Source organism: Microbacterium sp. SORGH_AS_0428 (genome assembly GCF_031453615.1).
Classification (GTDB): domain Bacteria; phylum Actinomycetota; class Actinomycetes; order Actinomycetales; family Microbacteriaceae; genus Microbacterium.
This window is the reverse complement of record NZ_JAVIZT010000001.1, coordinates 1,703,497-1,728,464: the sequence shown is the minus strand read 5'-3', so window position 1 is coordinate 1,728,464 and position 24,968 is coordinate 1,703,497. Positions and strand designations below refer to the sequence as shown.

The window sequence follows — 24,968 nt, the reverse complement described above, 5'->3', positions numbered from 1 at the left end:
GATCGCCTCAGGCGGAGAGCCAGATCGCGTCGTGCGCCGCAGAAGGGATGCTGATCTCGGTGCCATCCACGCGGACCCGTAGAGCGGGCGCGGGATCGAGCACCTCCACGCGATGGTCGACGTCCAGGCCGCGGCGCTCGAGCTCGCGCAGCAGGTCGGGGTCGCGGTCGTTGACGCGCAGGACGCGACCCACGTGCCCGGCCGGCGCGTCGGCGAGCAGCACGAACGGTACACGTTCGACCTGGCCCAGCGCGTCAGGGATGGCGTCGCCGTGGGGATCGAAACGCGGCCGTCCGAGTCGTTCATCGATGCGATCGAGCAGCCGGTCGCTGAGTGCGTGCTCGAGGATCTCGGCCTCGTCGTGCACCTCGTCCCAGGTGTAGCCATACTCGCGAACGAGCCACGTCTCGACGAGGCGGTGGCGGCGGACGATCGCCGCCGCACGGGCCAGGCCCTTCTCGGTCAGCGTGATCGGGCCGTACCGGCGATGGCTCACGAGGCCCGCCGCGGCGAGCTTCTGCACCATCTCGGTGACGCTCGACGGCGCGAGCCCGAGCTGCTGTGCGAGCTGCGAGGGCGTGATCCGCTCGTCCTGCCATTCCGTGTGCTGGTACACGACCTTCAGATAGTCGTCGACGGCTGCGGATGTGGGCACCCCGTCAGGCTACCCGCCCGTGACGACGAGCCAGATGAGCAGTGCGTTCAGAGCGACCAGGAACACGGATGCGGCCGCTCCGGCGACGGTCGTCGCGAGGCGGTTGCGGTACCGGCCCAGCAGGCCTCGCTGCGCCGTCAACCAGACGAGCGGGATGAGGGCGAACGGGATGCCGAACGACAGGACGACCTGGCTGAGCACGAGCGCGAGCGTCGGGTCGAGCCCGAGTCCCAGGATCACGAGGGCCGGGATCAGGGTGACGAGCCGCCGAGCCAGCAGGGGCACGCGCACGTGCAGCAGCCCCTTCATGATCTCGGAGCCGGCATAGGCGCCGACCGAGGTCGAGGCGAGCCCGCTCGCGAGCAGGCCCACGGCGAAGAGCGTGGCGACGACCGGTCCGAGTCCCGCCGACAGGGCCGCGTACGCGCCCTCGAGGGAGTCGGTGCCGGGCACCCCGGCGAGGCTGGATGCGGCGAGCAGCAGCATGATGAGGTTCGTCGTGCCGGCGACCGCCATGGCGATCGTGACGTCCCACCGCGTGGCGCGCAGCAGCCGACGTTCGCGATCGGCGGGGGCGGTATCCGTCAGCGGGAAGCGATCGCGTGCGAGTGAGGAATGCGCGTAGATCGCGTGGGGCATGACGGTCGCGCCCAGGATGGACGCCGCCAGCAGCACCGATTCCGTGCCCTCGAAGCGCGGCACCAGGCCCTGCACCAGGCCGCCCGCATCCGGTGGCGAGAAGAGGATGCCGGCGCAGAAGCCGATGACGATCACGATGAGCATCGTGATGACGACGGTCTCGAACGCGCGGGCGCCGCGGCGCGACTGCACCGTGAGCACGAGCATCGACACGACGCCGGTGATCACGCCGCCCCACAGGAGCGGAATGCCGAAGAGGAGATTGAGCGCGACCGCGCCGCCGATCACCTCGGCCACATCCGTCGCCATCGCCACGAGCTCGGCCTGCAGCCAGTACAGCCGCCGGGCCCATGGGCGGCGGATGCGGTGGCCGAGGAGGTCCGGCAGGCTCTGGCCGGTGACGATGCCGAGTTTCGCGGACAGGTACTGGATCAGCCACGCCATGAGGTTGCCGAGCACGACGACCCACACGAGCAGGTAGCCGAAGGTCGCGCCGGCGGTCATGTTCGCGGCGACGTTCCCCGGGTCGAGGTAGGCCACCCCGGCGACCAGCGCCGGACCCAGCAGCCACACCATCCGACGCGCGGGCGCCGCCTGCGCGGGCGCGACGGTCAGTGTTTTCGGCATGCCGAAACCGTATCGCAGTTTTCGGGGAACCGAAAAGATCCGTTCCATGGAGTGAGAAGCGAGCGCGGGCGCGGCTAGCCTGGGTGGATGACGGATGCGGGCGAGCCGGAGGACACCACCGCGGACACCGCTCCCGAGCACGGCGTCGGGCCCTGGGAGGGGCCGTGGCCCGACGACGCGCACTTCGACCCTGATCTGCTCGCCGCCGGTGACCGCCGCAACGTCATCGATCGCTACCGCTATTGGCGCATGGAGGCGATCGTCGCCGATCTCGACGCACACCGGCACGGTTTCCATGTGGCGATCGAGAACTGGCAGCACGACATGAACATCGGCTCGATCGTGCGCAGCGCCAACGCCTTCGCCGCCGCCGAGGTGCACATCATCGGCCGTCGCCGCTGGAACAAGCGCGGCGCCATGGTCACCGACCGCTATCAGCACGTCCGCCATCACGACGACGTCGCAGCGTTCGCGGCGTGGGCTGCGGCCGAGCAGCTCCCCGTCATCGCCGTCGACAACGTGCCCGGCTCCGTCCCCGTGCAGGATGCGGAGCTCCCCGAACGCTGCGTGCTCGTGTTCGGTCAGGAGGGGCCGGGGCTCTCGCCCGAGGCCGTGGCGGCCGCATCCGGGGTCGTCGAGATCTCGCAGTACGGGTCGACGCGCTCGATCAACGCCGCCGCTGCGGCCGCCGTCGTGATGTACGAATGGTGCCGCCGCTGGGCGCGCTGAGGCGCATACGCTCCCGCAACATCGCCTGACGTGGACTGGTCCTCCCGAACCACGGAGGACACATGCCGCACACGCGCATTTCACCCGCCCGCCTCGTCGCCGCCGTCGCGGCCGTGGCGGTCGTGGCGCTGCTGACCCTCGCTCCCTGGGCCCTCGTCCATCCGCTGCGGGGCCGCGTCGTCTGGCTGCTGCAGGATGTCGCGGCGCCCGTCCTGACCTGGCTGCCGGGTGGGCCGGATCAGGTGCTCAACACCCTGTTGTTCATCCCGGTGGGTGCGACCCTCGCACTGCTGCTGCCCCGCCGGGCGTGGCCCGTCGCGATCATCGCCGGGTTCGTCCTGTCGGCGCTCGTGGAGATCGCGCAGGAGGCGGTCCCCGGCCGCGTGCCGGATGCCGGCGACGTGCTCTGGAACACCTGCGGCGGCGCGATCGGCGTGATCGTGGCGGCGTCGATCCGCGGGATCGGATCGGCTCAGCGCGGCAGATGAACCGTGACCTGCAACCCGCCCGTGGGTCGTGCCGCCACGGCCAGCGTCGCCCCGTGCGCGCGCACGATCGAGGCGACGATCGCGAGCCCCAGTCCCGCGCCGGAGCGGCCGTGTGCCCCGCGGGTGCGGCCGGCGCCGCGCACGAAGGGCTCGGTGAGGGTCGCGGCGACCTCCGCGGTCAGCTGATCGCCGCCGTTCTCGACGATCAGGGTGCCCTCGCGCACGCGCACCAGCATCCATCCGTCGTCGACGTTGTGGACCACGGCATTGCGCAGGAGGTTGGCGGCGAGTCTCAGCAGAAGCGCCTCGTCGGCGGTGACGATCGACGCCCGCAGATCGGTGTCGATGCGGATGCGGGCGGCTTCCGCATCCGCGCGGACGTCCGCGAGCGCCGTCTCGACGACCGCCGCCAGGTCGACCCGCTGCAGGGCGAGGGGCGTGCCGCGGCCCACCCGTGCGAGCGCGAGCAGCGCCTCCGTGGCCTCGATCGCACGGTCGTTCGTCGCTCCGATGCGGGCGAGCGTCGTGTCGATGTCGCGCCCGGCGGGATCCGCCTGCGCCACCTCGACGAGGGTGCGGATGACGGCGTGCGGGGTGCGCAGTTCGTGCGACGCGTTCGCGGCGAACCGGCGCTCCTCGTCGAGGGTGCGCTCGATGCGATCCAGCATCGCGTCGAGGGTGTCGGCGAGCTCGGTCAGCTCGTCGCGGCGTCCGGGCAGCTCGACCCGGTGATCGAGGCGGCCGTCGCGCACGAGGGCGACCGCATCCGTCATGCGCTGGAGCGGCCGCAGCACGATGCCCGCGAGGATCCAGCCGCCGACGAGGCCGAACAGCACGAGCGCGATGATCGCCCAGACGGCATAGCGCGTGAAGACCTCGAGCAGGTCGGCGCGGTTCGGTGCCCAGTCGCCGTCCATACCGAACAGGGCGCCCTGGGGTACGAAGCGCAGCACCAGGAGCCCGACCACCACGAGCGCGACGCCGGCGACGATGAGGAACCCGGCGTAGCTGAGTGCGAGCTTGAGGCGGATCGAGACGCCGACACCGCGGGGCGTCACGGCAGCATCCGGTAACCGACGCCCGGCACGGTCTCGATGACCCACGGCTCGCCCAGACGCTTGCGCAGCGTCGAGATCGTGATGCGCACGGCGTTCGTGAACGGGTCGGCGTTCTCGTCCCACGCGCGCTCCAACAGGTCTTCGGCGCTGACGACACCTCCGTCCGCGCTCATCAGCACGTCGAGCACCGCGAACTGCTTACGGGTGAGCGCGACATAGCGTCCGTCGCGGAACACCTCGCGCCGGAATCGGTCCAGAGTCACCCCCGCGCGCTCGGCCGTGGGAGGTGCGCCCGCCGCGGGGCGGCGCCCGAGCGCGCGCAACCTGAGCACGAGCTCCCGAAGCGCGAACGGCTTCGTGAGGTAGTCGTCCGCGCCGCTCGCGAAGCCCGTCTCCTTGTCGTCGAGCCGGTCGGCGGCGGTGAGCATGAGGATGCGGGGAGCCGCCGTCTCGGCTGTCACACGGCGGGCGATCTCATCGCCGTTGGGGCCGGGGATGTCGCGGTCGAGCACGACGACGTCGTAGGAGTTGACGGAGAGCTGCTCGAGCGCCGTGTCGCCGTCGCCGGCGATGTCCGCGGCGATCGCCTCGAGACGCAGTCCGTCGCGGATCGCTTCGGCGAGGAACAACTCGTCCTCGACGATCAGCACCCGCATGCGGTGAGTCTAGGTGGGAGTACATATCGCGGACATATCCGATTGTGCTGACGCTGTGATAACACGGCGCCGCGTGGGATGTGGGGCATGCACAGTTCCGTCGCACCCGCATCCGCCATCGCTCCGGCGCGGTCCCACCGGCTCGCGTTCGCCGCGCTCGGTCTCGTCGCCGCGATCCTGCTCGCCGCGCTCGCCGGCGTGTGGCTGCGTGCCGTGCTCACCACGGACGGGTCGTTCGCACCGGACGAGGCGAACGGCCTCATCCGGGGCGACCAGGCCGTCACCGTCGGCGACGATCACCTGCCCGCCATCGCCGGGCTCGACGCCGAGCTGCGCGACGCGATGCGCGCCGCCACGGCCGACGCGGCGGGCGACGGGGTGGCGCTGCTGGTCTCCAGTGGATGGCGCAGCGAGGCCTACCAGCGGTGGCTGATGGGGGACGCCATCCGCTACTACGGCGACGAGGAGACCGCGCGTCACTTCGTGGCGACGCCGGAGGCTTCTCAGCACGTGACGGGCGACGCCGTCGACATCGGACCGCTCGACGCCCAGCTCTGGCTCGGGGAGCACGGCGCCGCGTACGGCCTGTGCCAGACCTACGCCAACGAACGCTGGCACTTCGAGTTGGCGACCACTCCCGGCGGTACCTGCCCCGACATGCGCGCGGATGCCACATCCTGACGTGGGGGGCGTGACGGTGCAGGTGCCGCCGGGGGTTGCGAGCCGAGTGAGCGCCCGATCGGATGCTCGCTCGGTGATCGGATGCTCACTCGGTGAGAAATCGCCCGTTGCGAGCGAGGTGCGCATCTGCTTCAGTGAGCCTGGATCTCGCTGACTGGGGGTGAGGTCGGTTCTCACTTCTGGGGGAGTGCGATGGTGAACGAAGCCGGATGGTTTCCCGACCCGACGAACGGGAATCAGTGGCGCTGGTGGGACGGCCGGCAGTGGACGGACCGTGTGGCGCCCGCGGCGAGTCCGGCAGTACCGAAGCAGGATCCCGGCCGGTCATGGCTCGGGGTGCCGGTGTGGGGCTGGGTGCTCATCGCCGCGGCCCTCGTGACGCTGACGGTCTTCGTGCCGTGGCTGGTCGCGCTCGGCGCGCTCAGCGTCCTCGTGACCGGGATCGTCGCCATCTCGGCCGGAACGCCCACGTGGTTACGGCTGCGGACACGCAGCATGGCCGTCGCCGTGACGGGCGGCGCAGCCGTGCTCGTTCTCGTGACGGGGACCGTCGCGGCGGCCACCAGCGCGGGCCGTCCCGTCGAGGTCAGCGCGGTTGGAGCAGCCTCGTCCGTCAGCCCGACGCCTGAGCGCACGACGACCCGTGCACCGAGCCCGACTCCCACCCCGGTCACGACGACGCGCGACGAGACCGTGACGGAAGCCATGCCCTTCGAACGGACGACGGCGGAGGACCCATCGCTGACCCGCGGCGAGTCGATGGTGTCGGTGGCAGGAGTCACCGGCGAACTCACCCGCACGTTCCGCGTGACCCTCGTCGATGGCGTCGAAGTGAAGCGTGAGCAGATTGCAGAGACGGTGACGCGCGCCCCGGTCACCGAGGTGACGGCGATCGGCACGTACGATCCGCCGGCTGCAGCGCCGGCGCCGGCGGCTCCTGCCCCGGCGCAGGGCGACTGCGACCCGAACTACGCGGATGGATGCGTCCCGATCGCCTCCGACGTGGACTGCGCTGGCGGCAGCGGCAACGGCCCCGCCTACTTCTCCGGCACGGCGCGGGTCGTCGGATCGGACATCTACGACCTCGACCGTGACGGCGACGGGATCGCCTGCGACTCCTGAGCCCGCTGCCCGATGGCTCGGATGGGGCCGGGTGCCGGCATCCGGTCTCGCCGCGTGCGTCTCTCCCTTGCCGCGTGTGTGTCTCAGTTGTGCAGGGATGCCGGGCTTCACGCGTGCATGAGTGAGACACGCGTGGTGGGCCGGACGTGTGCGTCTCACTCATGCATGGATAGGCCCGCGTGGGGGTGAACGTTTGAGACACGCAGGGTGGGTGCTGCGCGTGGGCCGCGCGGGCGCGGCTACCGGGCCGCGAGAGTCGGGCGACGTGCCGTGCCGCTGCGGGGATGCCGGAGCACCCGCAGCGCGGGCTCAGGCCGGGACGCGCATCCACGCGCCGGTGCGCACGCGCCAGCCGAGGGTGACGGCGCGGGCCAGCATGTAGACACCGAAGAAGGCGACGGCGAGCCAGGCCAGGCCCGCCGCTCCCGCGGCGCCCGCCCAGACCAGCGCGAGCAGCGCCGGAACGAACGGCACGAGGTTGGCGATCCCCGCGAGGGCGAGGTACTTGCCGTCCCCGGCGCCGATGAGCACGCCGTCGAGCACGAACACGATGCCGCACAGCGGCTGCGCGACGGCGAGCACGATCAGCGCGGGCTGCACGAGCGCGGCGATGGCCGCATCCGAGGTGAAGACGAGACCGATCACGCCCGAGAAGCCGCCGATCAACGCCCCGACGATCACGCCGAACCACACGCCCCACGCGACCGTGCGGCCGAGCACGCGCCGCACGAAGATCTCGTCGCCTTCTCCGAGCCCGCGACCGACCAGTGCCTGCGCGGCGATCGCCAGCGCATCGAGGGCGAACGCGGCGGTCGAGAAGATCGTGAACGCCACCTGCCAGCCGGCGAGCTCGGGGGTGCCGAGCGCCGTCGCCACGGCGACCGTCGCCAGAAGAGCCGCGCGCAACGAGACGGTGCGCAGGAACATCCAGCCGCCGCTGCGTGCGGCGCCGGACACGCTGTCGCGCCGCGGGCGAATGGATGCGTCGTGCCGCCGCGCCAGGCGTCCCACCACCAACACGTACACGGCGACCATGCCCCACTGCGCCACGACGGTTCCGACCGCGGAGCCGGCGATGCCCCATCCGAATCCGTAGATGAACAGCCAGTTCAGTCCCGCGTTCGCCGTGAATCCGGCGCCGGCGATCCAGAGCGGGGTCACGGTGTCTTGCATGCCGCGGAGCAGACCCGTCGCCGCGAAAACGATCAGCATGGCCGGCAGGCCCCACATCGAGATGCCGAGGTACGCCTCCGCCTCCGCCGCGACGTCGGCAGCGGGTGCGAACAGGCCGACGAGCATCGGGGTCGTGAGGTATCCGGCCACGGCGAGGATGAAGCCCAGGCCGAGAGCCAGCCACATCCCGTCGATGCCCGCCGTCACGGCCGAGCCGTGCTGACCCGCGCCGAACCGGCGGGCCACCGCGGGGGTCGTCGAGTAGGCGAGGAACACCATGAGCCCGACGATCGTCTGCAGCACGGCCGACGCGATGCCCAGGCCCGCGAGCGGGACGACGCCGAGGTGCCCGATCATGGCGGCGTCGATGATGAGGAACAGCGGCTCCGCGATGAGCGCGCCCAGCGCGGGCACCGCGAGATTCACGATCTGCCGATTGAGTGTCGCCGCCACCCCTCGACCCTATTGAGCCGCACCGACGCTCCGCATCCGCTCTCCCCAGCGACGCCCGTCTCCCCCCGCGAGACTGCATTTCCATCGCGAGATCACGGGTAAACACAGTGATCTCGTGCTCGAGATGCAGTCTCGCGGAGGTTGGCGAAGGGATGCGGCGGCACGTCGCGGCGGCTGGAGCCCCCACTCAGCGGCGCGGCATATCCTGTGCGCATGACCGATTCCCCCCGTTCCGGTCTCGCGCTCGACGAGCTGAGCAACGAGATCCGCCCGCAGGACGACCTGTTCCGCTACGTCAACGGCGAATGGATCGCCCGGACCGAGATTCCCGAGGACAAGGCGCGCTGGGGCTCCTTCCACCTCTTGGCCGAGCAGGCCGAGAAGGACGTCCGTGCCATCATCCTCGAGTCGCAGGATGCCGAACCCGGCACCGAGGCGCGCAAGATCGGCGACCTGTACGCGAGTTTCATGGACACCGAGCGCATCGCGGAGCGCGGCACCGAGCCGCTCGTCGATCAGCTGGCGCGGGTGGATGCGGTGAGCGATGTCGCCTCCCTCCTCCGGCTCGTGGGCGAGCTGGAACGCGACGGCATCGGCGGGATCGTCGAGCTCTACGTCGAGCCCGACCCCGGCAACCCGCAGCGCTACCTGCCCTTCTTCATCCAGGGCGGCCTGTCGATGCCGGACGAGAGCTACTACCGCCTCGACTCGTTCGAGGAGACCCGGCAGGCGCTTCGCCAGCACATCGAGCGCATCCTGACGCTCGCCGAGGTCGCGGATGCGGCTGACGCCGCGGAGCGCGTGGTGGCGCTGGAGACCGAGCTGGCCTCGCACCACTGGGACAACGTCCGCAGCCGCGACGCCGTGGCGACCTACAACCTCAAGACGTGGGACGAGGTCGTCGCGCTGGCCGGCGTCGACCTCGCGCCCTGGCTCGAGGGCGTCGCCCCGCACCATCCGGATGCGTTCGCCGAGATCGTCGTCTCGCAGCCGAGTTTCATCGAGGCGCTGGGAACGGTGCTCACCGAGCAGCGCCTCGACGACTGGAAGGCGTGGCTGCGCTTCAAGATCGTGCACGCGGCCGCCGCGTTCCTGCCGGAGTCCTTCGTCGACGAGAACTTCTCGTTCTACGGAACCCAGCTCACCGGCGTCCCGGTCAACCGCGAGCGCTGGAAGCGCGCCGTCGGCCTGGTCGAGGCGGCGCTGGGCGAGGTCGTCGGCAAGGTCTACGTCGAGCGCCACTTCCCTCCGGCGGCCAAGATCGCGATGGACGAGCTGGTCGCCAACCTCATCGAGGCGTACCGCCAGTCGATCTCGCAGCTGGAATGGATGAGCCCCGAGACGCGTGAGCGCGCGCTCGCCAAGCTCGACGCCTTCACGCCGAAGATCGGCTACCCGGTCAAGTGGAAGGACTACTCGGGGCTCGAGCTCGACGCCGCCGACCTCGTCGGCAACGTCCGTCGGGCCCACGTGCACGAGCACGACCGTCAGCTGGGCAAGGTCGGGCAGCCGATCGACCGTGACGAGTGGTACATGACGCCGCAGACGGTCAATGCGTACTACAACCCCCTCATGAACGAGATCGTGTTCCCCGCCGCGATCCTGCAGTATCCGTTCTTCGACGAGACCCGGGATGCGGCCGCGAACTACGGCGGCATCGGCGCGGTCATCGGGCACGAGATCGGACACGGGTTCGACGATCAGGGCAGCCGGTTCGACGGTGACGGGTCGCTGCGCGACTGGTGGACGGATGCGGACCGCGAGGCCTTCGAGCAGCGTACGAAGAACCTCATCGCCCAGTACGACGCACTCGTGCCGCAGGGGCTGCCCGAGGAGAACCACGTCAACGGCGCCCTGACGATCGGTGAGAACATCGGCGACCTGGGCGGGCTCGGCATCGCGATCCGCGCGTACCGGCTGTCTCTGGGGGATGCGGAGGATCCCGTCATCGACGGGATGACCGGCATCCAGCGGCTGCTGCTCAGCTGGGCGCAGATCTGGCAGCAGAAGAGCCGTGACGCGGAGGCGATCCGTCTGCTGACGATCGATCCGCACTCCCCGAACGAGTTCCGCTGCAACCAGATCGTGCGCAACATCGATGCGTTCTACGAGGCGTTCGACGTGACCGAGGGTGACGCCCTGTGGCTCGACGCAGACCAGCGCGTCACCATCTGGTAACTGAGCCGTGATCCGTCGGGCGTAGTCTCGCCCGCATCCCCGAGCCCGAACGGTAGGAAGGAACTGCGCCGTGCCCAGCTCTCCCGAGGCCTCTCGCGGAACGGAATCGGCGCCGCCCTCGCGGCGGGGGGCCAAGCGCCTTCCGCGTCGCGCCGCCGCGGGACGGCGTTCGTTCACCTCGACCCTGAAAGCCCTCGACGCGCTCGCCGCGTCGGGGGCGCAGGTGTCGGTGCGGATCGACGACCTCGATCTCGGCTCGGCGGTGCTGGCGGGCGATGACTTCCGGAGCCTGCCCATCGCGGGGCTCGGAGTCGTGCCGCTCCTCGTGGAGACGGCCGCGCAGTTCGAGGCGGGCACGCTGGATCCGTTGGAGATCATCGACCGGGCCGGTATCGAACCCGTCGCCGTGTCGGGGGTCTGGCAGCACTTGAAGGCGCCCGCGCTTCCGCTCATCGACGTGGCGCTGCTCGCCGCGTCGTCGGGTGACGCCCTCGCCGCGAACGCGCTGATGTCGCGGGTGGGGCTTCCGGCTGTGCGCGCTCGTGTGGAGCAGCTCGGGCTCACCCGCTCCGCCCTCATGGACAGCTTCCGCGATACGCGCGGTCCCGATGATGCCCCGCACGTGGCGCTGGGGGCGGCGCGCGAGTACGCGCACCTGTTCGCCGAGCTCGTGAACAGCACCGCGGTCAGCGCGGGCGTGAGCGCACAGGTCGCGGAGTGGCTGAGCCACGGGCACGATCTGTCTTTGGTGGCTGCGGCGACCGGGCTCGATCCTTTCGCCCACGACAACGACGAGCACGGGCTGCTGTTCGTGAACAAGACCGGGCGGGCATCCGGCATCCGTACGGAGGCGGGCGTGCTCGCCGGCCCCCGTGCAGGCGTCGCCTATGCGCTGTTCGTGTGCTTCGACGACCTCTCCATCGCCCACCGGCTACGGGTGCACGACGCGTTCCGCGTGCTCGGTGTGGAGCTCATGGAGTACGTGTACTGACGGCTCACCCGCGTCGGCGGGCTCGTCGTTCTGCGACGAAGGCGACCGCGCCCGCCCCCAGCAGCCCGAGGGCGGCGAGTGTGAAAGGCAGCGGGTCGATCCCCGTGGCGGCCAGCTCCGCCGCGGCCGGAGTGGATGGGGGCGCCGGTGCCGCGCTCGAGCTCGCCGACGGCGTGGGCTCCGGGGTCGGGGTGGGGCTCGGCTCGGGCGCGAGCGCCCACTGCGCGGTGAGGGTGAGGTCTCCGGTCAGCGGCGTGGCGAAGTCGTAGGCCGCGTCCCCTCGGCGCCATCCGTCGAAGGTGAAGCCGTCGCGGGCGGGATCGGCCGGACGTGTCGCGGTCGCTCCCGACTCCAGCACGACCGACTGCGCGGTGACGGCGCTGCCGCCGGCGCTGTCGAAGGCGACGGTGGCCACCGCGGTGGTGGGCAGGTCGTTCCAGGCCGGCTCGGTGTATCCGCCGGCGAAGCGGGCCTCGCCGAATCGCCACGGGTACAGCGCGGTGGCGGGCGGCGTGGTCGCGATCGTGCCGAAGGTCGTGGGCGGCGGTCCGAGCAACTCGATGACCGAGAGCGGGTTGTCGCCGAAGGGGGCGAAGCCGAGATCGGTGACGGTGGAGGGCAGAGTCACCCGCTCGAGTCGGCTCTGCGAGAACGCGAAGCTGCCGATGCTGGCGAGCCCCTCGTGGAACGTCACGCTGCGGATCGCGTTGAGCGCGAACGCCTGGTCGCCGACGGTGCGCACGGACGCGGGGAGCGTCAGCGAGGTGAGGGCGTTGCCCTGGAACGCCGCGAACCCGATGTCGGTCAGCGAGTCCGGCAGGCTCAGCGAGGTCAGCGCCGTCCCGCCGGTGCGGTCGAACGCGCTGTCGCCCACGGCCGTGACGGTGTAACTGTCGCCGTCGACGGTGATCTGCCGCGGGATGGTGACGTCCGAGGTCTGCACGGTCTGCCCCGTGACCGTAGCGGTGCCCGCGGCGAGGGAGTAGGTGAGTCCGTCGACTTCGGTGTCGGCGGCGGATGCGGCGGGCGCCGCGGCCAGCAGCAGGGCAGCGGACAGGGCGCCGGCGCCCAGAGCCTGGAGTGCGCGCTGGAGGCGCCGGGAAGCGGGGCGTCGTGTATCGGGCATGGCCGGACGCTATCGGCGCGGAGGCCTGAGGGCGACCAGAGCTGACTCGCCCTCACTTCCGGCGGCCTCGGCAGCGACCGCCGCCGCGCGACCACGCGAATCCGGGGATGCCCGCTGCCAGAATGGGGCGGTGAGCGACACCCGACAGGCGCCGACGGTCAGCATCGGCCGCAAGCGGTCGCCGGCGCACCAGATCCTGACCCTTTTCGGGGACTACTGGTGGGGGGCCGACGCGCCGATGCCGACCGGGGCGTTGCTGGCCGCGATGTCGGATCTGGGAGTGAAGGCGCCCGCGACCCGGGCGAGCCTGACGCGGCTGACCGACCGCGACCTGCTCGTCCTTAGCAAGTCCGGGCGGCGCACGAGCCACGCCCTCACCGACCGCGGCGCCGCGGTACTGGCGGACGAGGCCCGGTGGCTGCAGCGTTTCGGCCGGGAGGATCCGGTGTGGGACGGTCTGTGGAGTGCGGTGCTCTTCTCGATCCCCGAGAAGGAGCGGCCTCTGCGCCATGCCGCGCGCACCCGGCTGCGCTGGCTGGGCTACGCCCCCCTGTACGACGGCGTGTGGATCTCGCCGTTCGATTCCGTCGGCACGGCCGTGGACGCCCTCGGCTCACTCGGGGTGGGGCAGGTCTCCAGCTTCCGGGGCGTGTTGGCCACGGCGCCGGGAGACAGCCCGACGCGCGCGTGGGATCTCTCCGAGGTGGAGCAGGAGTATGCCGAGTTCCTCACGCGCGTCGCCACCGGCGATGGCGGCGAGACGCTCACGCCAGCGGCAGCGCTCGAGCAGCGCACCTCGCTCATGCTCGCGTGGCAGTCGTTCCGCCACGCCGAACCCGGCCATCCGATGCGCCTCATGCCCGCGGCGTGGCCGCGTGAACGCGCACGAGACGCCTTCGTCGCCGTGTACGACGCGCTCGGGCCTGCGGCGGAGGAACGGATGCGGGAACACGTCGCGGCCATCGAGCCCGCACTGGCGGGTGTGGTCCGACCTCAGCGACTTTCCTGAATGGATCTTATGTAAAGATTCATTGACGCTCGTAACAATTACTTCTACTCTCATCCCCGAGGGGGCGCAACGAGGCATCCCCCCATGACGATGACGTCACATCGGAGGATCTTGCATGCTCAGACATCGACGACCTCGCGCGAGAATGCTCGCGTCCGCCGCTGCCGCGATCGGAGTGGTGGTGGCGCTCGCCGCGCCGCTCGGGTCGGCCGCCGCCGCGGACGACCTCTCGCTGACCGTGCTCTCCGGTCGCGCGGACACCGTGACGGGGGGTGACGCGCTCATCGCGGTGGATGGCGCGGACGAGACCACGGTCGTGACCGCGGACGGGCGTGACGTCACCGCCTCCTTCACCGCCGTGAACGGGCGCCTCATCGGACTCGTCGAGGATCTGCCCCTCGGATCGAGCGAGGTGACCGCTCGATCGGCCTCGGGCTCCGAGACTCTCGAGATCCAGAACCATCCCGGCTCCGGCCCGGTCTTCTCCGGCCCCCAGCATCCGATGTACTGCACCGCATCCGGGGCGCCGTGGAACCTCGGTCCCACGGATGAGAACTGTCACGTCGCCGAGGCCCGTGTCAGCTTCCGCTACCGCACGACGGGCGGCGCCTGGGCCGACTATCCCACCGATGGCTCGACGCCCGGCGACGTCGCCACCGCGACCGTCGAGGGGCGCACCGTGCCCTATGTCGTCCGGCTCGAGCGTGGCACCATCAACCGCGCGGTATACGAGACGGCGATGCTCGCCGGTCCCGCCGACCCCGCGCCCACGTATGCCGCGCGTGCGGCGGGCTGGAACGGGAAGCTGGCCTACACCTTCGGCGGGGCATGCGGCGTGGGTTACTGGCAGGGTTCGAGCACGGGCGGCGTCGAGAACGACATGCTGCTCTCGCGCGGCTACATCGTCGCCTCGGCGACCTTCAACGTGTTCGCGCAGAACTGCAACGACGTCACGAGCGCGGAGACCGCCATGATGGTCAAGGAGCACGTGATCGAGCAGGTCGGGCCCGTCACGTACACGATCGGTTCGGGCGGCTCGGCCGGCACCATGCAGCAGCTGCTGCTGGCCAACAACTACCCCGGCATCATCGACGGCGTGATGGGCGACATCGGTTACCCCGACGAGCGTACGACGACCGTCGCCGGACACGACTGCACCAACCTGCTCGGATTCTGGGGCTCGCCCGCAGGGTCCGGATGGACGGATGCGCAGAAGCTCGCCGTGACCGGGCATGCTCAGCTGTTCACCTGCACGGGCTTCACCTGGTTCACCGGTGTCGACAACCCGCGCGCCGGTTGCAACGCGGCCGTTCCGGTCGGCGACCGCTGGTCGGAGGCCAACCCCGACGGGCTGCGGTGCACGATCGCCGACATGGTGCAGAACGTCTACGGCGTCGACGACCAGGGTCGCGGGCTGCGCGTCCTCCCGGACAACGTCGGGGTGCAGTACGGTCTGGCCGCTCTCCAGTCGGGCGCGATCTCACCCGAGCAGTTCGTCGCTCTGAACGAGAACGCCGGCGGGATGGACGTCGACGGCACACGCACCTCCGCCCGCTCTGAGGCGAGCATCGAGGCCATCGAGCAGGCGTATCGCACGGGCCGGATCAACCTCATGACCGGTGGGCTCGCCTACACGCCGGTGATAGAGATGCGTCGCTACACCGACCCGACCGGCGACTTCCACGAGCGGTACCGCTCGGCGATCATCCGAGAGCGCATGCTCGACGCCTACGGCAACGCCGACACCCACGTCAGCTGGACGAGCAAGGACGCGGGATACGCGAGCGCGATGTACACCGCGGGTCTGGACAAGCTGGAGGAGTGGCTGGACAACATCGTCGCGATGGGTGGCTTCGGCGACCGGGCACGAACGGTCGCCGCGCGCCCCGCCGGTCTCGGTGACGGGTGCTACACCGATGACGGATTCGTCTCGGAGCAGCTCGACTACGAGAACTCGCAGAGCACCTGCAACCAGTTGTTCCCGTACCACTCCGAGCCCCGCTATGTCGCGGGAGAATCCCTCTCGCGCGACGTGCTGAAGTGCCAGCTGACGACACCGCTGCGTGCGGACTACCCCGTCATGACCGACGGGCAGTGGGAGCGACTGACCGCCGCGTTCCCCACGGGTGTCTGCGACTGGTCGAAGCCCAGCCAGGGGCGGGTGGACTACGCCGGCGTCTGGCAGAGTTTCGAGACGCAGCCGGATGCGGTTCTCGAGGCGCCCGTGGTCGCGGGGGAGGCGCGCGTGGGCACGGAACTCTCGGTGTCGGCGGCGAGCACGACGCCGGGCGCGACGCTCGGCTACCAGTGGTTCGCCGACGGTGTCGCGATCGAGGGCGCCGTGTCGGCGTCGTTCACGCCCGAGGCGGCGCACGAGGGCGCGGCGCTCACGGCGCGCGTGTCGGTCGTCGCCGAAGGCTACCGCCCGGCATCCCGTGTCTCCGCAGCCACCGCACCGGTTGCTGCGGCGTCGTCACCCTCGAACCCGCCCTCGCCCTCGCCGTCGCCGAGCACATCGGCGTGGGCGACGGTCGACGTCGGCGATGGCCGATTCGAACAGGGCGGCACCCTCGTCGCGCGGGTCTCGGGGCTCGCCCCGGGTCAGCGCATCGCGGCCGAGATCCGCAGCGATCCGTATGCGCTGGCCGGGATCCCCGCGGCGGATGCGGAGGGGCGGATCACGATCCGTTCGACGATCCCGGCGAGCATCCCCGCGGGTGGGCACACGCTCGTGATCGCCTCCGGCGACCTCGAACCCCTGCGCGTGCCGATCACGATCGTTCCCGCGGGAACCCTGGCCTCGACCGGCGGAAGCGTCCCGTGGGAGCTCCTCGCTCTCGGCGCAGGGGTCCTGGTGCTCGGCGCAGGCGCCCGTCGTGATCGCGCGACGTCGCGGCCAGGCGCGCTCCTGATCGGGTGCGGGGAGGTGCTCGCCACCTCCCCGCATCCGCTGCGCCGAGATGGACGTCACGGGGGTTAACTCAGGCCGGGCCGGTCGCCCGCACGCGCGGCCGGGTCGGTAGCATCGCGACGTGAGCACTTCAGCGCCGTTCCGTGCCGACATCGTCGGAAGCTTCCTCCGCCCGCCGGGCCTCGCCGCCGCCCGCAGGCGTCACGCGTCGGGTGAGCTGACGGATGCGGAGCTGGCTGCCGTCGAGGACGCGGAGATCGCCGACCTCGTCGCCCGTCAGCGCGCCGCGGGCCTCGAGGTCGCGAGCGACGGGGAGTTCCGTCGCTCCTGGTGGCACTTCGACTTCTTCGGGATGCTCGGCGGCGTCGACATCGTGGAGCTCGATCACGGCATCCAGTTCCAGGGGGTGCAGACCAAGCCGCGGGGCATCGAGATCACGGGGCCCATCCGGTTCGACGAGTCGCACCCCTTCCTCTCGCATTACCGCTCGCTGGCCGCGATCACCGAGGGCACCGGCCTGCTGCCGAAGTTCACGATCCCCGCCCCGACCGTGCTCGATTTCCGGGTGGAACCGGGCCACATCGACGGTGCCGTCTACGACGGTCGTGAGGCGATCGTGGACGATCTGATCGCGGCCTACCGCGACGCGCTCGATGCGTTCTATGCGGCGGGCGCGCGCTACCTGCAGTTCGACGACACCGCGTGGGCGTACCTGTGCTCGGAGGCCGAGCTCGAGAAGGCCCGCGCCCGCGGGATCGACACCGACGGCATCGCCGAGCGCTACGCCGACCTGCTCAACCGCATCCTGGACGGCAAGCCCGCCGACCTCACCGTCACCACCCACGTCTGTCGCGGCAACTTCCGCTCGACCTGGATCTCGTCGGGCGGGTACGAGCCGGTCGCCGAGCAGCTGCTGGGCAACACGGCGTACGACGGGTACTTCCTCGAGTACGACTCCGAGCGCGCCGGCGGCTTCGAGCCGCTGCGGTTCCTGCCGGAGGGCGACAAGCGCGTCGTGCTGGGCCTGGTGACCACCAAGACCGGAGAGCTCGAGAGCACCGACGACATCCGTCGCCGCATCGACGAGGCCGCAGCCTTCGCCCCGCTCGAGCAGCTCGCTCTGAGCCCGCAGTGCGGGTTCGCCTCCACGGAGGAGGGTAACGAGCTCACCGAGGATCAGCAGTGGGCGAAGGTGCGGGCCGTCGTCGACATCGCCGCATCCGTCTGGGGCTGAGCCCGCTCAGCGCTTCTGCGGCGCCGGGATCGGTTCGCCCTTCATCGCCGCCTCGTCGATCTCGGCCTGGTTCGCCAGGAACGGCGTGCCGTGGGTGTGGAAGGTGGGAACGGTCTTCGCGCCCCACGCCTGGCCCTTGGCCCGCTCGGCCTGCGACCACTCCACGACCGGCCAGTCCGGATCGAGGATGAGGCGTGCGCCGGCGTTGGCCAGCTCGATGCGGTTGCCGCCCGGCTCCCACACGTAGATGAAGAACGTCTGGTTGATGGCGTGCTTGTACGGGCCGAACTCGATGTGCACGCCGTTCTCCAGGAAGATGTCGGCGGCCTTGAGGATGTCCTCGCGGGTGTCGGGAGCGAGCGCGAAGTGGTGGAACCGACCGTGCTCGCCGGTCCAGTCCTCGCTGTAGACCACGTCGTACGACTTCTGCTGGAACCGGAACCACCAGGCCGCGTACCCGCCGCCGTCCAGCCGTACCCGCTCGGACTCACGGGCGCCCATGACGTCGCGCCAGAACTCACCCGCCTTCGTCACGTCGCTGGCGAGGTAGTTGATGTGGTCCATCCGGCGGGCGTTCACGCCTCGCCCGGGGAACGCGGATGCCTGGTTCTTCAGTGCCGGGCGGTCCTCGTCGTCGGGCACGTAGTGCTCGGTCTCGTAGTAGATGCCCATGAGGTGGCCGTCGGGATCCTCGAACTCGTACGAGCGGCCGACGCCGACCTCGGGCTCACGCCAGCCGTGGCCGAGACCCGCTGCCTCGATGGCCGCGACGCGGCGCTCCAGGGCCTCGGGGCTCGTGACGCGGAAGAGCGTACGGCCCACGCCGTTGGTGTCGGATGCGGTGAGCTTGAGCGTGTACAGCTGGTACTCGTCCCAGCAGCGGAGGTAGGCGGAGTCGCCGATGCGGGCGACCTCCCGCATCGCGAGCAGGTCGCGGAAGAAGTGCAGGCTCTCCTCGAAGACCGGGGTGAACAGCTCGACGCCGCCCAGGTGTGCGAGGTCGAAGTTGTCGCGCGTGGCCATGGTGTGTCCTCTCTGACAGTCAGCGGCGGGGTCGGGGAAAGACGAGCCCGTCGAAGATCTTTCGTGCGGTGCGGACCGACGACGAACTCGCGCGCCAGCCGGAAGCGGCGTCGCCGGTGACGGCGACGGTGGCGGCGAAGGTGCCGCCGGGGTGTTCGAGAAGCGTCTGCTCCCCGTCGCCGAGCACGGCGAAGGCAGAGCCGACGGCGCCCGGGATGCGGATGCCGGCGGCGACGGATGCGGCCATCAGCACCCCGATCGTGGGATGCACCCGTGTGGGGATGAATGCTCGGGTGCCGACCGCTCCATCGTGGCGAGGGGGCGAGAGCAGGAACATCTTGGGCACGGTCTGCGCCGAGACGTCGCCCAGTCCGAAGCGCGGGCCCGCGGCCCGGCGGACCCTTTCGATGCGCTCGCGGAGTTCGGTGCGGGACTCCAGTTCTTCCGGGCTCTCGTCGCCCGCGACATCGAAATCGGCGGCATCCATCAGGACGACCGGCATCCCGTTGTCGACGAGGGTGACGCGGTGGCCTGCGATCTCGTCGGTCGGCGAGCCGGTGGGAAGCAGCGGCTTCCGGCCGCGGGTGGTCAGCGCGATCCGGCCTGCCGTGCCGGGCACCCCCGCGATCGCCTCGTCGCCGTCGTAGTCGACCCGTCCGTCAGGGGTCGAGAATCGCGCTTCGGCGATGTCGCCCGTGTTCAGCAGGCGGATGCGTACGACGGTTTCGCCCGCATCCGCCGCGATCAGTCCACGCTCGATCGCAAACGGGCCGATCGCGGCCAGCAGGTTGCCGCACGTCTGCGCATCGGCGACGACGGCCTCGTCCACGCCCACCTGGAGGAAGAGGTAGTCGATGTCGCAAGCGGGATCGCTCGAGCGCTCGACGACGGCGACCTTCGACGTCAGCGGATGCGCGCCGCCCAATCCGTCGATCTGTGCCGGGTCAGGGCTGCCCATGATCCGCAGCAGCAGGTCGTCGCGCTCGGACGGATCGGCGGGCAGGTCCGTCGCGAGGAAGAAGGCGCCCTTGGAGGTGCCGCCGCGCATGAGCAGGCAGCGGATGCCGTCGCGCACGGGGTCAGGAGCCGGCATCGCGGCGCTCCGCTTGGGACACGTGCGCGATGCCGAGCTCGGCGATGATCGGTCGCAGGCCGTTGATGTCCATCGAGCTGGCCCCGGCCTCGTACCTCGCGCGGTTGGTCGCCTCGCGTGCCGCACGGGAACGCGCCGCGTCGAGGACGGCTGCCGCCCGCATCCGCGGAACGACCGTCACGCCGTCGTCGTCGGCGACCACGATGTCGCCCGGCTCGACGACGACGCCGTCGAGGACGACCGGTACGTTCACCGAGCCCGGGCTGTCGCGCAGGCATCCCTGCGCCGAGACGTAACGGCTCCACGCGGGGAAGCCCATCGCGCGAAGTTCGGCGGTGTCGCGCACCCCGGCGGAGGTGACGTACCCGCGGACGCCCTTGACCTGCATCTGCGTGGCCATGAGCTCGCCGATGTGTCCGAAGGGGGAGGGGCCGGTGGCGACCACGACGATCACATCGCCGGCGCGGGCCTGCTCGATCGCCACATGCACCATGAGGTTGTCACCCGGTGCGGTGAGCACGGTGACGGCACTGCCGGCGATCGCCGATCCCTGCTGGATCGGACGGATCGCGCTTCCTGCGTACCCCGTGCGGCCGAGCGCCTCGTGCACGGTCGCGGAGCCCAGCGCGGCGAAGGCGTCGACGAGGGCCGCTTCCTCGCGCGCGATGTCGGTGACGACGATGTGGGGGCTCACTCGAGCACTCCCGTGACCTGCGGGAAGTAGCGCATGTACGCCTCGCCCATCGTGTCGTGGGCGAGACCGAGGTTCGGGCCGGCGTTGCGCTTGACCTGCACGCCGCGGCGCACCGCCAGATCGCTGTAGTACGACCACATGTGCTTCTGGGCGGGCAGGCACTCCATCGCGGCGCGCTTCTGAGGGAAGGCCGCGGTGATGTCCAGGAGCACGTCGGGCACGAAACCGCACTGCTCGGGCTGGTGCGGTTCGAAGAAGAACACCGGCGGGGCGCCGATGATCGTCTCCTTCGTCGGGAACGAGCCGTCCGAGTTCGCGACGCCGATCGCCTGGGCGAGCACCCGCGCCTCCAGCGCCATGCGCGCGGCGGCCGGGTGGTCGCCGTTGTACGGATCATGCAGCGGATGCGTCAGCACGACGGTCGGCTGCACGCGGCGGTACACGTCGACGAGCCGTGCAACGGCCTCGGGGGACTCGCGCAGCGGGTAGTCGCCGAGATCGAGGAACTCGATGTCGGCGCCGAGCGCGGATGCGGCCGCCTCCGCCTCTGCCCGGCGGATCTCCTTGATCTCCTCCAGCGACTTTCCCGCCAGCCACTGGCTCGCCGACTCGCCGCGCTCGCCGAAGCTGAGGCAGACTACCGTGGCGCGCTCGCCGCGCATGGTGGCGGCGGCGATCGCGCCGCCGGCACGCCAGACGAAGTCGCCCGCGTGGGCGCTGACCACGAGTAGCGCCGGGGTGACTGCAGGCATATCCGCTCCTTGGTTCGGCGACGTCGAGTCGACACGTGGCGGCAGGCATCCGGAGTCGACGCCGGTGCCGATTCGTGGGCTCAGCGAATCACACGGTCCGCGAAATGGTCAAGATTTTGTTGACAATCTGAGACGGCGAAACCACTATGGGCAGAGGTAAAAGCCGCCTATCATCGCGGCAGGCCCACAGACGAGGAAGTCGAGGCAATCATGGCGCGGACGCTGCAGGAGCTGCTGGACGAGCGAGGGAACACCGTCGAGATGCTGCGCGATTCGCAGCTCGGCACCTATATCTACCCGGTCGTGCCGGCCGAGTTCTCCAACTGGCGCCGGGAGCAGAAGGCCTGGCGCGAGACGGCCGTGCTCTACGACCAGACGCACCACATGGTCAACTTCTTCGTGTCGGGGCCCGACGCGCTCAAGCTGCTGAGCGACACCGGTATCAACTCCTTCGCGAACTTCCCGCTGAACACCGCGAAGCAGTTCGTGCCGACCGCATCCAACGGTGGCGTGATCGGCGACGGCATCCTCTTCCACGAGGCCGAGAACGAGTACGTCTACGTCGGCCGGGCGCCCGGCGCCAACTGGCTCCAGTTCCACGCCGAGACGGGCGGATACGACGTCGAGTTCCGCTACGACGACCGTTCGCCCTCGCGCCCCTACGGTGCCGCCGTCCACCGCGACTACTACCGCTTCCAGATCCAGGGCCCGAACGCCTGGGACATCATCGAGAAGCTCAATGGCGGACCGCTCGAGAAGGTGCGCTTCTTCCACATGGGTGAGATGACGATCGCCGGTGAGAAGGTGCGCACCCTCCGCCACGGGATGGCGGGTGCACCGGGACTGGAGATCTGGGGGCCGTACGCGCAGCACCAGAAGATCCGCGACGCCGTGCTCGAGGCGGGTCGCGAGTTCGGCATCGAGCCCTGCGGCTCGCGCGCCTACTCCTCGAACACGCTCGAGTCCGGGTGGATCCCGTCGCCGCTTCCGGCGATCTACACCGGCGAGGCCGAGCGCGCGTACCGCGAGTGGCTGCCCGCCAACAGCTACGAGGCGATCAACGCGCTCGCCGGCTCGTTCGTCTCGGAGAACATCGAGGACTACTACCTGAACCCCTGGGAGCTGGGTTACGGCTCGTTCGTGAAGTTCGACCACGACTTCATCGGCCGCGACGCGCTCGAGAAGATCGACCCGGAAACGCAGCGCAAGAAGGTCACGCTCGCCTGGAACGACGAGGACCTGGCCAAGATCCTCACGAGCGTCATCGACCGCGAAGGCGTCGGCTACCAGTTCTTCGACCTCCCGAACGCCAACTACGGCTCGTCGAACTACGACGCGGTCATCGACGCCGACGGCAACAACGTCGGGCTCTCGCTGTTCACCGGCGTGACGGCGAACGAGAAGCGCGGACTGTCGCTCGCGACCGTCGACCGCGACGTGCCGGTCGGCGCCGAGGTGCGGGTCGTCTGGGGCGAGCCCGACGGCGGCTCGAAGAAGACCACGGTCGAGCCGCACGACCAGATCGCCGTGCGCGCCGTCGTCAGCCCGGTTCCGTACGCGGTCACCGCGCGCGCCGAGTACCAGGGCGGGTGGCGCACCACCGGAAGCCTCTGAACGAGCGCCCCGCGCGACGAAGGGGTCGCGCGGGTCGCTCCGGAAACCCAGGTGCCTCGGCGCCGACGTGACGCCCCGCAACTCTCTAGAGTTGGGGGCGTCGCGCATGTCAGGGGGAGTCATGACGGATCGGACCGTGCCGCATCCGCCGCCGGCGGCGTCGGGTCCCGGCCCGTCGAAAGTGCTGCTGTGGATGCTGGCCGGCGCCTTTCTCAGCGTCGTGCTGACCGCCGTGATCTCTGCTGTGCTCATGCTCTCTGCGGGCCGAACCCCGTCGGCGCGTGAGACGGCCGAGCAGTACTTCGCTTACATCGCCGCCGGCGAAGCGTCCGCTGCCGTGGAGTTGCACGCGCCCATACCGCCGGAGTCCAGGGGACAGCCTGATCCGCTTCTGTTGACCGATGATGTGCTCGGCGGCGCCGTCGAGCGCATCAACGATGTCGAAGTCCGCGACGGGATTCTGGGGGACACGTATGCGACCTTCGACGTTCACTACAAGTTGGGTGGTGAACGCTACTCCGCCGGGCTGACCCTGGAGCGGGAGCAGGGAGCGTGGCTGAGCCCGGAACGCTGGATGGTCACGGTCCCGGTGACGGACACGATCATCGTCACCTCATCGAGCCCCGCGTACCGGGTCAGCGGTGTCGAGCTGCCGACGGTGGCCGGTCAGGCGTACGTCCCGCTCCCGCTCTTTCCCGCGGTGTATCCGATCGAGGCGGCGGAGTCGACCTTCTTCCAGACCGACACGGACACTCTCGTCTCTCCGACGCTCCTGACTGGGGAGCAGACCGTCGCCCTCGAGCCGAACGAGCATTTCGAGCGGGAACTGGATCGGCAGATCAAGGTGTTGCTCGACGCGTGCGCGACGCAGAACACCTGGCGGCCGGAGAGTTGCCCCGTTTCGGCCGGCCTCGACGCGCTAGGCGTGCCTGTCGTGTGGACGATCGAGAAGTACGCAGACGCCGAGATCGACGCCGATGCCGGGTACTTCTTCGCGGAGGGCGGCGAGGCGACCGCCACGTACACGCCTGAGGGTGCGTCCGCGCCCGTGGTCGAGAGAGTGCCTCTCGGTCTCAGCGGGCAGTTCACGATCGACGGCGACTCGTTGAGCATCACCTATCCCTGAGCGCCGGCCGCCTCGCCGTGGATGGCCTCGAACCGACCGGATGAGCCGCGGATCGCGCGGGCGACGGTCTCGAAGAGCCAGTCGAGCGCGGCGGGGTGCTGAGAGCTCGACCGTCGATAGAGTGCGATCTCCACGGGTGGCATCTCGAACGGCAGCGACCGCACCACGAGGGGCCACGTCTGCGTCCACCCGAGCGCGATCGTGTCCGGCAGCGTCGCGATGAGATCACGACTGCGCGCGAGAAGCGGCGGAAGCGACGCCAGGTGGTTCACGGCGATGCGGGCGTCGACCTCGATCCCGTGCGCGCGGCGTGCGCGCTCGAGGGCGGGTGCGCCGGAGTCGCTGGCGACGGCGACGTGGGATGCGGCGGCGTACGCGTCGAGCGTGAGCGGCTCGTCGGCCAGTGGATGCGCGGCCGACATCGCCACGCCGTAGCGCTGCGACTTGAGGACCGTCCGGCCGAAGGGGCCCGGCACGAGGGAGGGCGTCACGGCGAGATCGACGACGCCGCGCCCCAGCCAGTCGGGGAGGGCGGCCACATCCATCGGCACGACCTCGATCCGCATCCGGGGCGCCTCGGCGCGCACTGCCCGCACGATCGCGGGGAGCCACCCGATCTCGCCGAGCTCGGACAGCGCGATGCGGAAGGTGCGGTCGGACTCGCTGGGTGCGAACCGGTGCACGCCGTCGAGGGTGCGGTCGACGGCGGCGAGGGCATCGCGGAACCCCGGGTAGACGCTGTCGGCCAGCGGGGTGGGCTCCATCACGCGGCCGACGCGTCGGAACAGCGGGTCGTCGAGCTCGCGCCGCAGGCGCCCGAGGGCCTGGCTCACCGCCGGCTGGGTGACGTAGAGGCGACGCGCGGCGCTCGTGAGACTCCGCGTCTCGGCGATCGCCACGAACACGCGGATGAGATTCAGGTCCACCGGCTGCTCC

22 protein-coding genes are annotated in these 24,968 nt (G+C 70.4%); 11 read left to right on the top strand and 11 right to left on the bottom strand.

Annotated features, from left to right (window positions below; translation table 11 throughout):
- Positions 1–7: 7 nt before the first annotated feature.
- Both QE374_RS08160 and QE374_RS08155 read right to left on the bottom strand, forming a co-directional pair.
- Positions 8–655 (bottom strand): metal-dependent transcriptional regulator, encoded by a 648-nt coding sequence (locus QE374_RS08160; RefSeq protein WP_309733831.1) that lies wholly within the window; start codon positions 653–655, stop codon positions 8–10.
- A 9-nt stretch (positions 656–664) separates the two neighbouring features.
- Positions 665–1,921: an Nramp family divalent metal transporter gene (locus QE374_RS08155; protein WP_309733829.1), complete on the bottom strand. Its 1,257-nt coding sequence runs from the start codon at positions 1,919–1,921 to the stop codon at positions 665–667.
- Between the two features lie 87 nt (positions 1,922–2,008).
- On the opposite strand from QE374_RS08155, the gene QE374_RS08150 reads away from it, so the two are divergent.
- Positions 2,009–2,650, top strand: coding sequence for a TrmH family RNA methyltransferase (locus QE374_RS08150; RefSeq protein WP_309733827.1), 642 nt, complete (start codon positions 2,009–2,011; stop codon positions 2,648–2,650).
- Between the two features lie 62 nt (positions 2,651–2,712).
- Complete coding sequence (locus QE374_RS08145; protein ID WP_309733825.1) at positions 2,713–3,138, top strand: VanZ family protein; 426 nt, start codon at positions 2,713–2,715, stop codon at positions 3,136–3,138.
- On the opposite strand, the gene QE374_RS08140 is transcribed toward QE374_RS08145, so the two are convergent.
- Both QE374_RS08140 and QE374_RS08135 read right to left on the bottom strand, forming a co-directional pair.
- Positions 3,123–4,196, bottom strand: a complete 1,074-nt coding sequence (locus tag QE374_RS08140; RefSeq protein WP_309733824.1) for a HAMP domain-containing sensor histidine kinase — start codon at positions 4,194–4,196, stop codon at positions 3,123–3,125. The genes QE374_RS08145 and QE374_RS08140 overlap by 16 nt on opposite strands.
- The gene (locus tag QE374_RS08135; protein WP_309733822.1) at positions 4,193–4,852 is read right to left on the bottom strand and encodes a response regulator transcription factor; all 660 of its coding nucleotides are present in this window, start codon (positions 4,850–4,852) and stop codon (positions 4,193–4,195) included. The genes QE374_RS08140 and QE374_RS08135 overlap by 4 nt, the downstream gene beginning before the upstream one ends.
- Before the next feature lie 87 nt (positions 4,853–4,939).
- Between QE374_RS08135 and QE374_RS08130 the strand changes: the two genes are divergently transcribed.
- Together QE374_RS08130 and QE374_RS08125 are read left to right on the top strand one after the other, a co-directional pair.
- Positions 4,940–5,533: a D-alanyl-D-alanine carboxypeptidase family protein gene (locus tag QE374_RS08130; protein WP_309733820.1), complete on the top strand. Its 594-nt coding sequence runs from the start codon at positions 4,940–4,942 to the stop codon at positions 5,531–5,533.
- Positions 5,534–5,725: 192 nt separating this feature from the next.
- Positions 5,726–6,655, top strand: coding sequence for a G5 domain-containing protein (locus tag QE374_RS08125; protein ID WP_309733819.1), 930 nt, complete (start codon positions 5,726–5,728; stop codon positions 6,653–6,655).
- Positions 6,656–6,964: 309 nt separating this feature from the next.
- Here QE374_RS08125 and QE374_RS08120 read toward each other — a convergent pair whose 3' ends face one another.
- Complete coding sequence (locus QE374_RS08120; protein ID WP_309733818.1) at positions 6,965–8,281, bottom strand: MATE family efflux transporter; 1,317 nt, start codon at positions 8,279–8,281, stop codon at positions 6,965–6,967.
- A 213-nt stretch (positions 8,282–8,494) separates the two neighbouring features.
- On the opposite strand from QE374_RS08120, the gene QE374_RS08115 reads away from it, so the two are divergent.
- Complete coding sequence (locus QE374_RS08115; RefSeq protein ID WP_309733816.1) at positions 8,495–10,459, top strand: M13-type metalloendopeptidase; 1,965 nt, start codon at positions 8,495–8,497, stop codon at positions 10,457–10,459.
- A 70-nt stretch (positions 10,460–10,529) separates the two neighbouring features.
- A complete protein-coding gene (locus tag QE374_RS08110; protein ID WP_243226463.1) occupies positions 10,530–11,450 on the top strand; it encodes a serine hydrolase in 921 nt (306 codons plus the stop codon).
- 4 nt (positions 11,451–11,454) lie between these two features.
- On the opposite strand, the gene QE374_RS08105 is transcribed toward QE374_RS08110, so the two are convergent.
- On the bottom strand, positions 11,455–12,576 hold the full coding sequence (locus QE374_RS08105; protein ID WP_309733813.1) for a leucine-rich repeat protein: 1,122 nt from the start codon (positions 12,574–12,576) through the stop codon (positions 11,455–11,457).
- Positions 12,577–12,706: 130 nt separating this feature from the next.
- On the opposite strand from QE374_RS08105, the gene QE374_RS08100 reads away from it, so the two are divergent.
- From QE374_RS08100 to QE374_RS08090, 3 genes are all read left to right on the top strand, one after another.
- Positions 12,707–13,585 carry a PaaX family transcriptional regulator C-terminal domain-containing protein gene (locus tag QE374_RS08100; protein ID WP_309733811.1) on the top strand — a complete coding sequence of 293 codons (879 nt, stop codon included), beginning with the start codon at positions 12,707–12,709 and terminating at the stop codon, positions 13,583–13,585.
- A 145-nt stretch (positions 13,586–13,730) separates the two neighbouring features.
- Entirely contained in the window at positions 13,731–16,565 is a 2,835-nt protein-coding gene (locus tag QE374_RS08095; RefSeq protein WP_309733810.1) for a DUF6351 family protein, read from the top strand.
- Between the two features lie 52 nt (positions 16,566–16,617).
- A complete protein-coding gene (locus tag QE374_RS08090; protein WP_309733808.1) occupies positions 16,618–17,730 on the top strand; it encodes a 5-methyltetrahydropteroyltriglutamate--homocysteine S-methyltransferase in 1,113 nt (370 codons plus the stop codon).
- Between the two features lie 6 nt (positions 17,731–17,736).
- Here the strand turns inward: QE374_RS08090 and QE374_RS08085 are convergent, their stop codons facing one another.
- The 4 genes from QE374_RS08085 to QE374_RS08070 are packed head-to-tail and all read right to left on the bottom strand — an operon-like array spanning position 17,737 to position 21,292.
- A complete protein-coding gene (locus QE374_RS08085) occupies positions 17,737–18,753 on the bottom strand; it encodes a VOC family protein (protein ID WP_137418683.1) in 1,017 nt (338 codons plus the stop codon).
- A 19-nt stretch (positions 18,754–18,772) separates the two neighbouring features.
- A complete protein-coding gene (locus tag QE374_RS08080) occupies positions 18,773–19,846 on the bottom strand; it encodes a PrpF domain-containing protein (protein ID WP_309733805.1) in 1,074 nt (357 codons plus the stop codon).
- Positions 19,833–20,540, bottom strand: a complete 708-nt coding sequence (locus tag QE374_RS08075; protein ID WP_309733803.1) for a 4-carboxy-4-hydroxy-2-oxoadipate aldolase/oxaloacetate decarboxylase — start codon at positions 20,538–20,540, stop codon at positions 19,833–19,835. The genes QE374_RS08080 and QE374_RS08075 overlap by 14 nt, the downstream gene beginning before the upstream one ends.
- A complete protein-coding gene (locus QE374_RS08070) occupies positions 20,537–21,292 on the bottom strand; it encodes a PIG-L deacetylase family protein (RefSeq protein ID WP_309733801.1) in 756 nt (251 codons plus the stop codon). Before QE374_RS08070 ends, QE374_RS08075 begins: the two co-directional genes overlap by 4 nt.
- Positions 21,293–21,502: 210 nt before the next feature.
- Between QE374_RS08070 and QE374_RS08065 the strand changes: the two genes are divergently transcribed.
- Together QE374_RS08065 and QE374_RS08060 are read left to right on the top strand one after the other, a co-directional pair.
- Positions 21,503–22,906: an aminomethyl transferase family protein gene (locus QE374_RS08065; RefSeq protein ID WP_307320793.1), complete on the top strand. Its 1,404-nt coding sequence runs from the start codon at positions 21,503–21,505 to the stop codon at positions 22,904–22,906.
- Between the two features lie 121 nt (positions 22,907–23,027).
- Positions 23,028–24,032 carry a hypothetical protein gene (locus QE374_RS08060; protein ID WP_309733793.1) on the top strand — a complete coding sequence of 335 codons (1,005 nt, stop codon included), beginning with the start codon at positions 23,028–23,030 and terminating at the stop codon, positions 24,030–24,032.
- Here QE374_RS08060 and QE374_RS08055 read toward each other — a convergent pair.
- Positions 24,023–24,958 (bottom strand): LysR family transcriptional regulator, encoded by a 936-nt coding sequence (locus QE374_RS08055; protein ID WP_309733791.1) that lies wholly within the window; start codon positions 24,956–24,958, stop codon positions 24,023–24,025. The genes QE374_RS08060 and QE374_RS08055 overlap by 10 nt on opposite strands.
- Between the last annotated feature and the right edge of the window lie 10 nt (positions 24,959–24,968).

Bases quoted from the DNA above. Each gene is read 5' to 3' on its own strand.
- QE374_RS08070 (WP_309733801.1), bottom strand. From the start codon at position 21,292: ATGCCTGCAGTCACCCCGGCGCTACTCGTGGTCAGCGCCCACGCGGGC.
- QE374_RS08105 (WP_309733813.1), bottom strand. From the start codon at position 12,576: ATGCCCGATACACGACGCCCCGCTTCCCGGCGCCTCCAGCGCGCACTC.
- QE374_RS08125 (WP_309733819.1), top strand. From the start codon at position 5,726: ATGGTGAACGAAGCCGGATGGTTTCCCGACCCGACGAACGGGAATCAG.
- QE374_RS08065 (WP_307320793.1), top strand. From the start codon at position 21,503: ATGGCGCGGACGCTGCAGGAGCTGCTGGACGAGCGAGGGAACACCGTC.
- QE374_RS08080 (WP_309733805.1), bottom strand. From the start codon at position 19,846: ATGCCGGCTCCTGACCCCGTGCGCGACGGCATCCGCTGCCTGCTCATG.
- QE374_RS08145 (WP_309733825.1), top strand. From the start codon at position 2,713: ATGCCGCACACGCGCATTTCACCCGCCCGCCTCGTCGCCGCCGTCGCG.
- QE374_RS08150 (WP_309733827.1), top strand. From the start codon at position 2,009: ATGACGGATGCGGGCGAGCCGGAGGACACCACCGCGGACACCGCTCCC.
- QE374_RS08155 (WP_309733829.1), bottom strand. From the start codon at position 1,921: ATGCCGAAAACACTGACCGTCGCGCCCGCGCAGGCGGCGCCCGCGCGT.
- QE374_RS08060 (WP_309733793.1), top strand. From the start codon at position 23,028: ATGACGGATCGGACCGTGCCGCATCCGCCGCCGGCGGCGTCGGGTCCC.
- QE374_RS08085 (WP_137418683.1), bottom strand. From the start codon at position 18,753: ATGGCCACGCGCGACAACTTCGACCTCGCACACCTGGGCGGCGTCGAG.
- QE374_RS08135 (WP_309733822.1), bottom strand. From the start codon at position 4,852: ATGCGGGTGCTGATCGTCGAGGACGAGTTGTTCCTCGCCGAAGCGATC.
- QE374_RS08095 (WP_309733810.1), top strand. From the start codon at position 13,731: ATGCTCGCGTCCGCCGCTGCCGCGATCGGAGTGGTGGTGGCGCTCGCC.
- QE374_RS08115 (WP_309733816.1), top strand. From the start codon at position 8,495: ATGACCGATTCCCCCCGTTCCGGTCTCGCGCTCGACGAGCTGAGCAAC.
- QE374_RS08130 (WP_309733820.1), top strand. From the start codon at position 4,940: ATGCACAGTTCCGTCGCACCCGCATCCGCCATCGCTCCGGCGCGGTCC.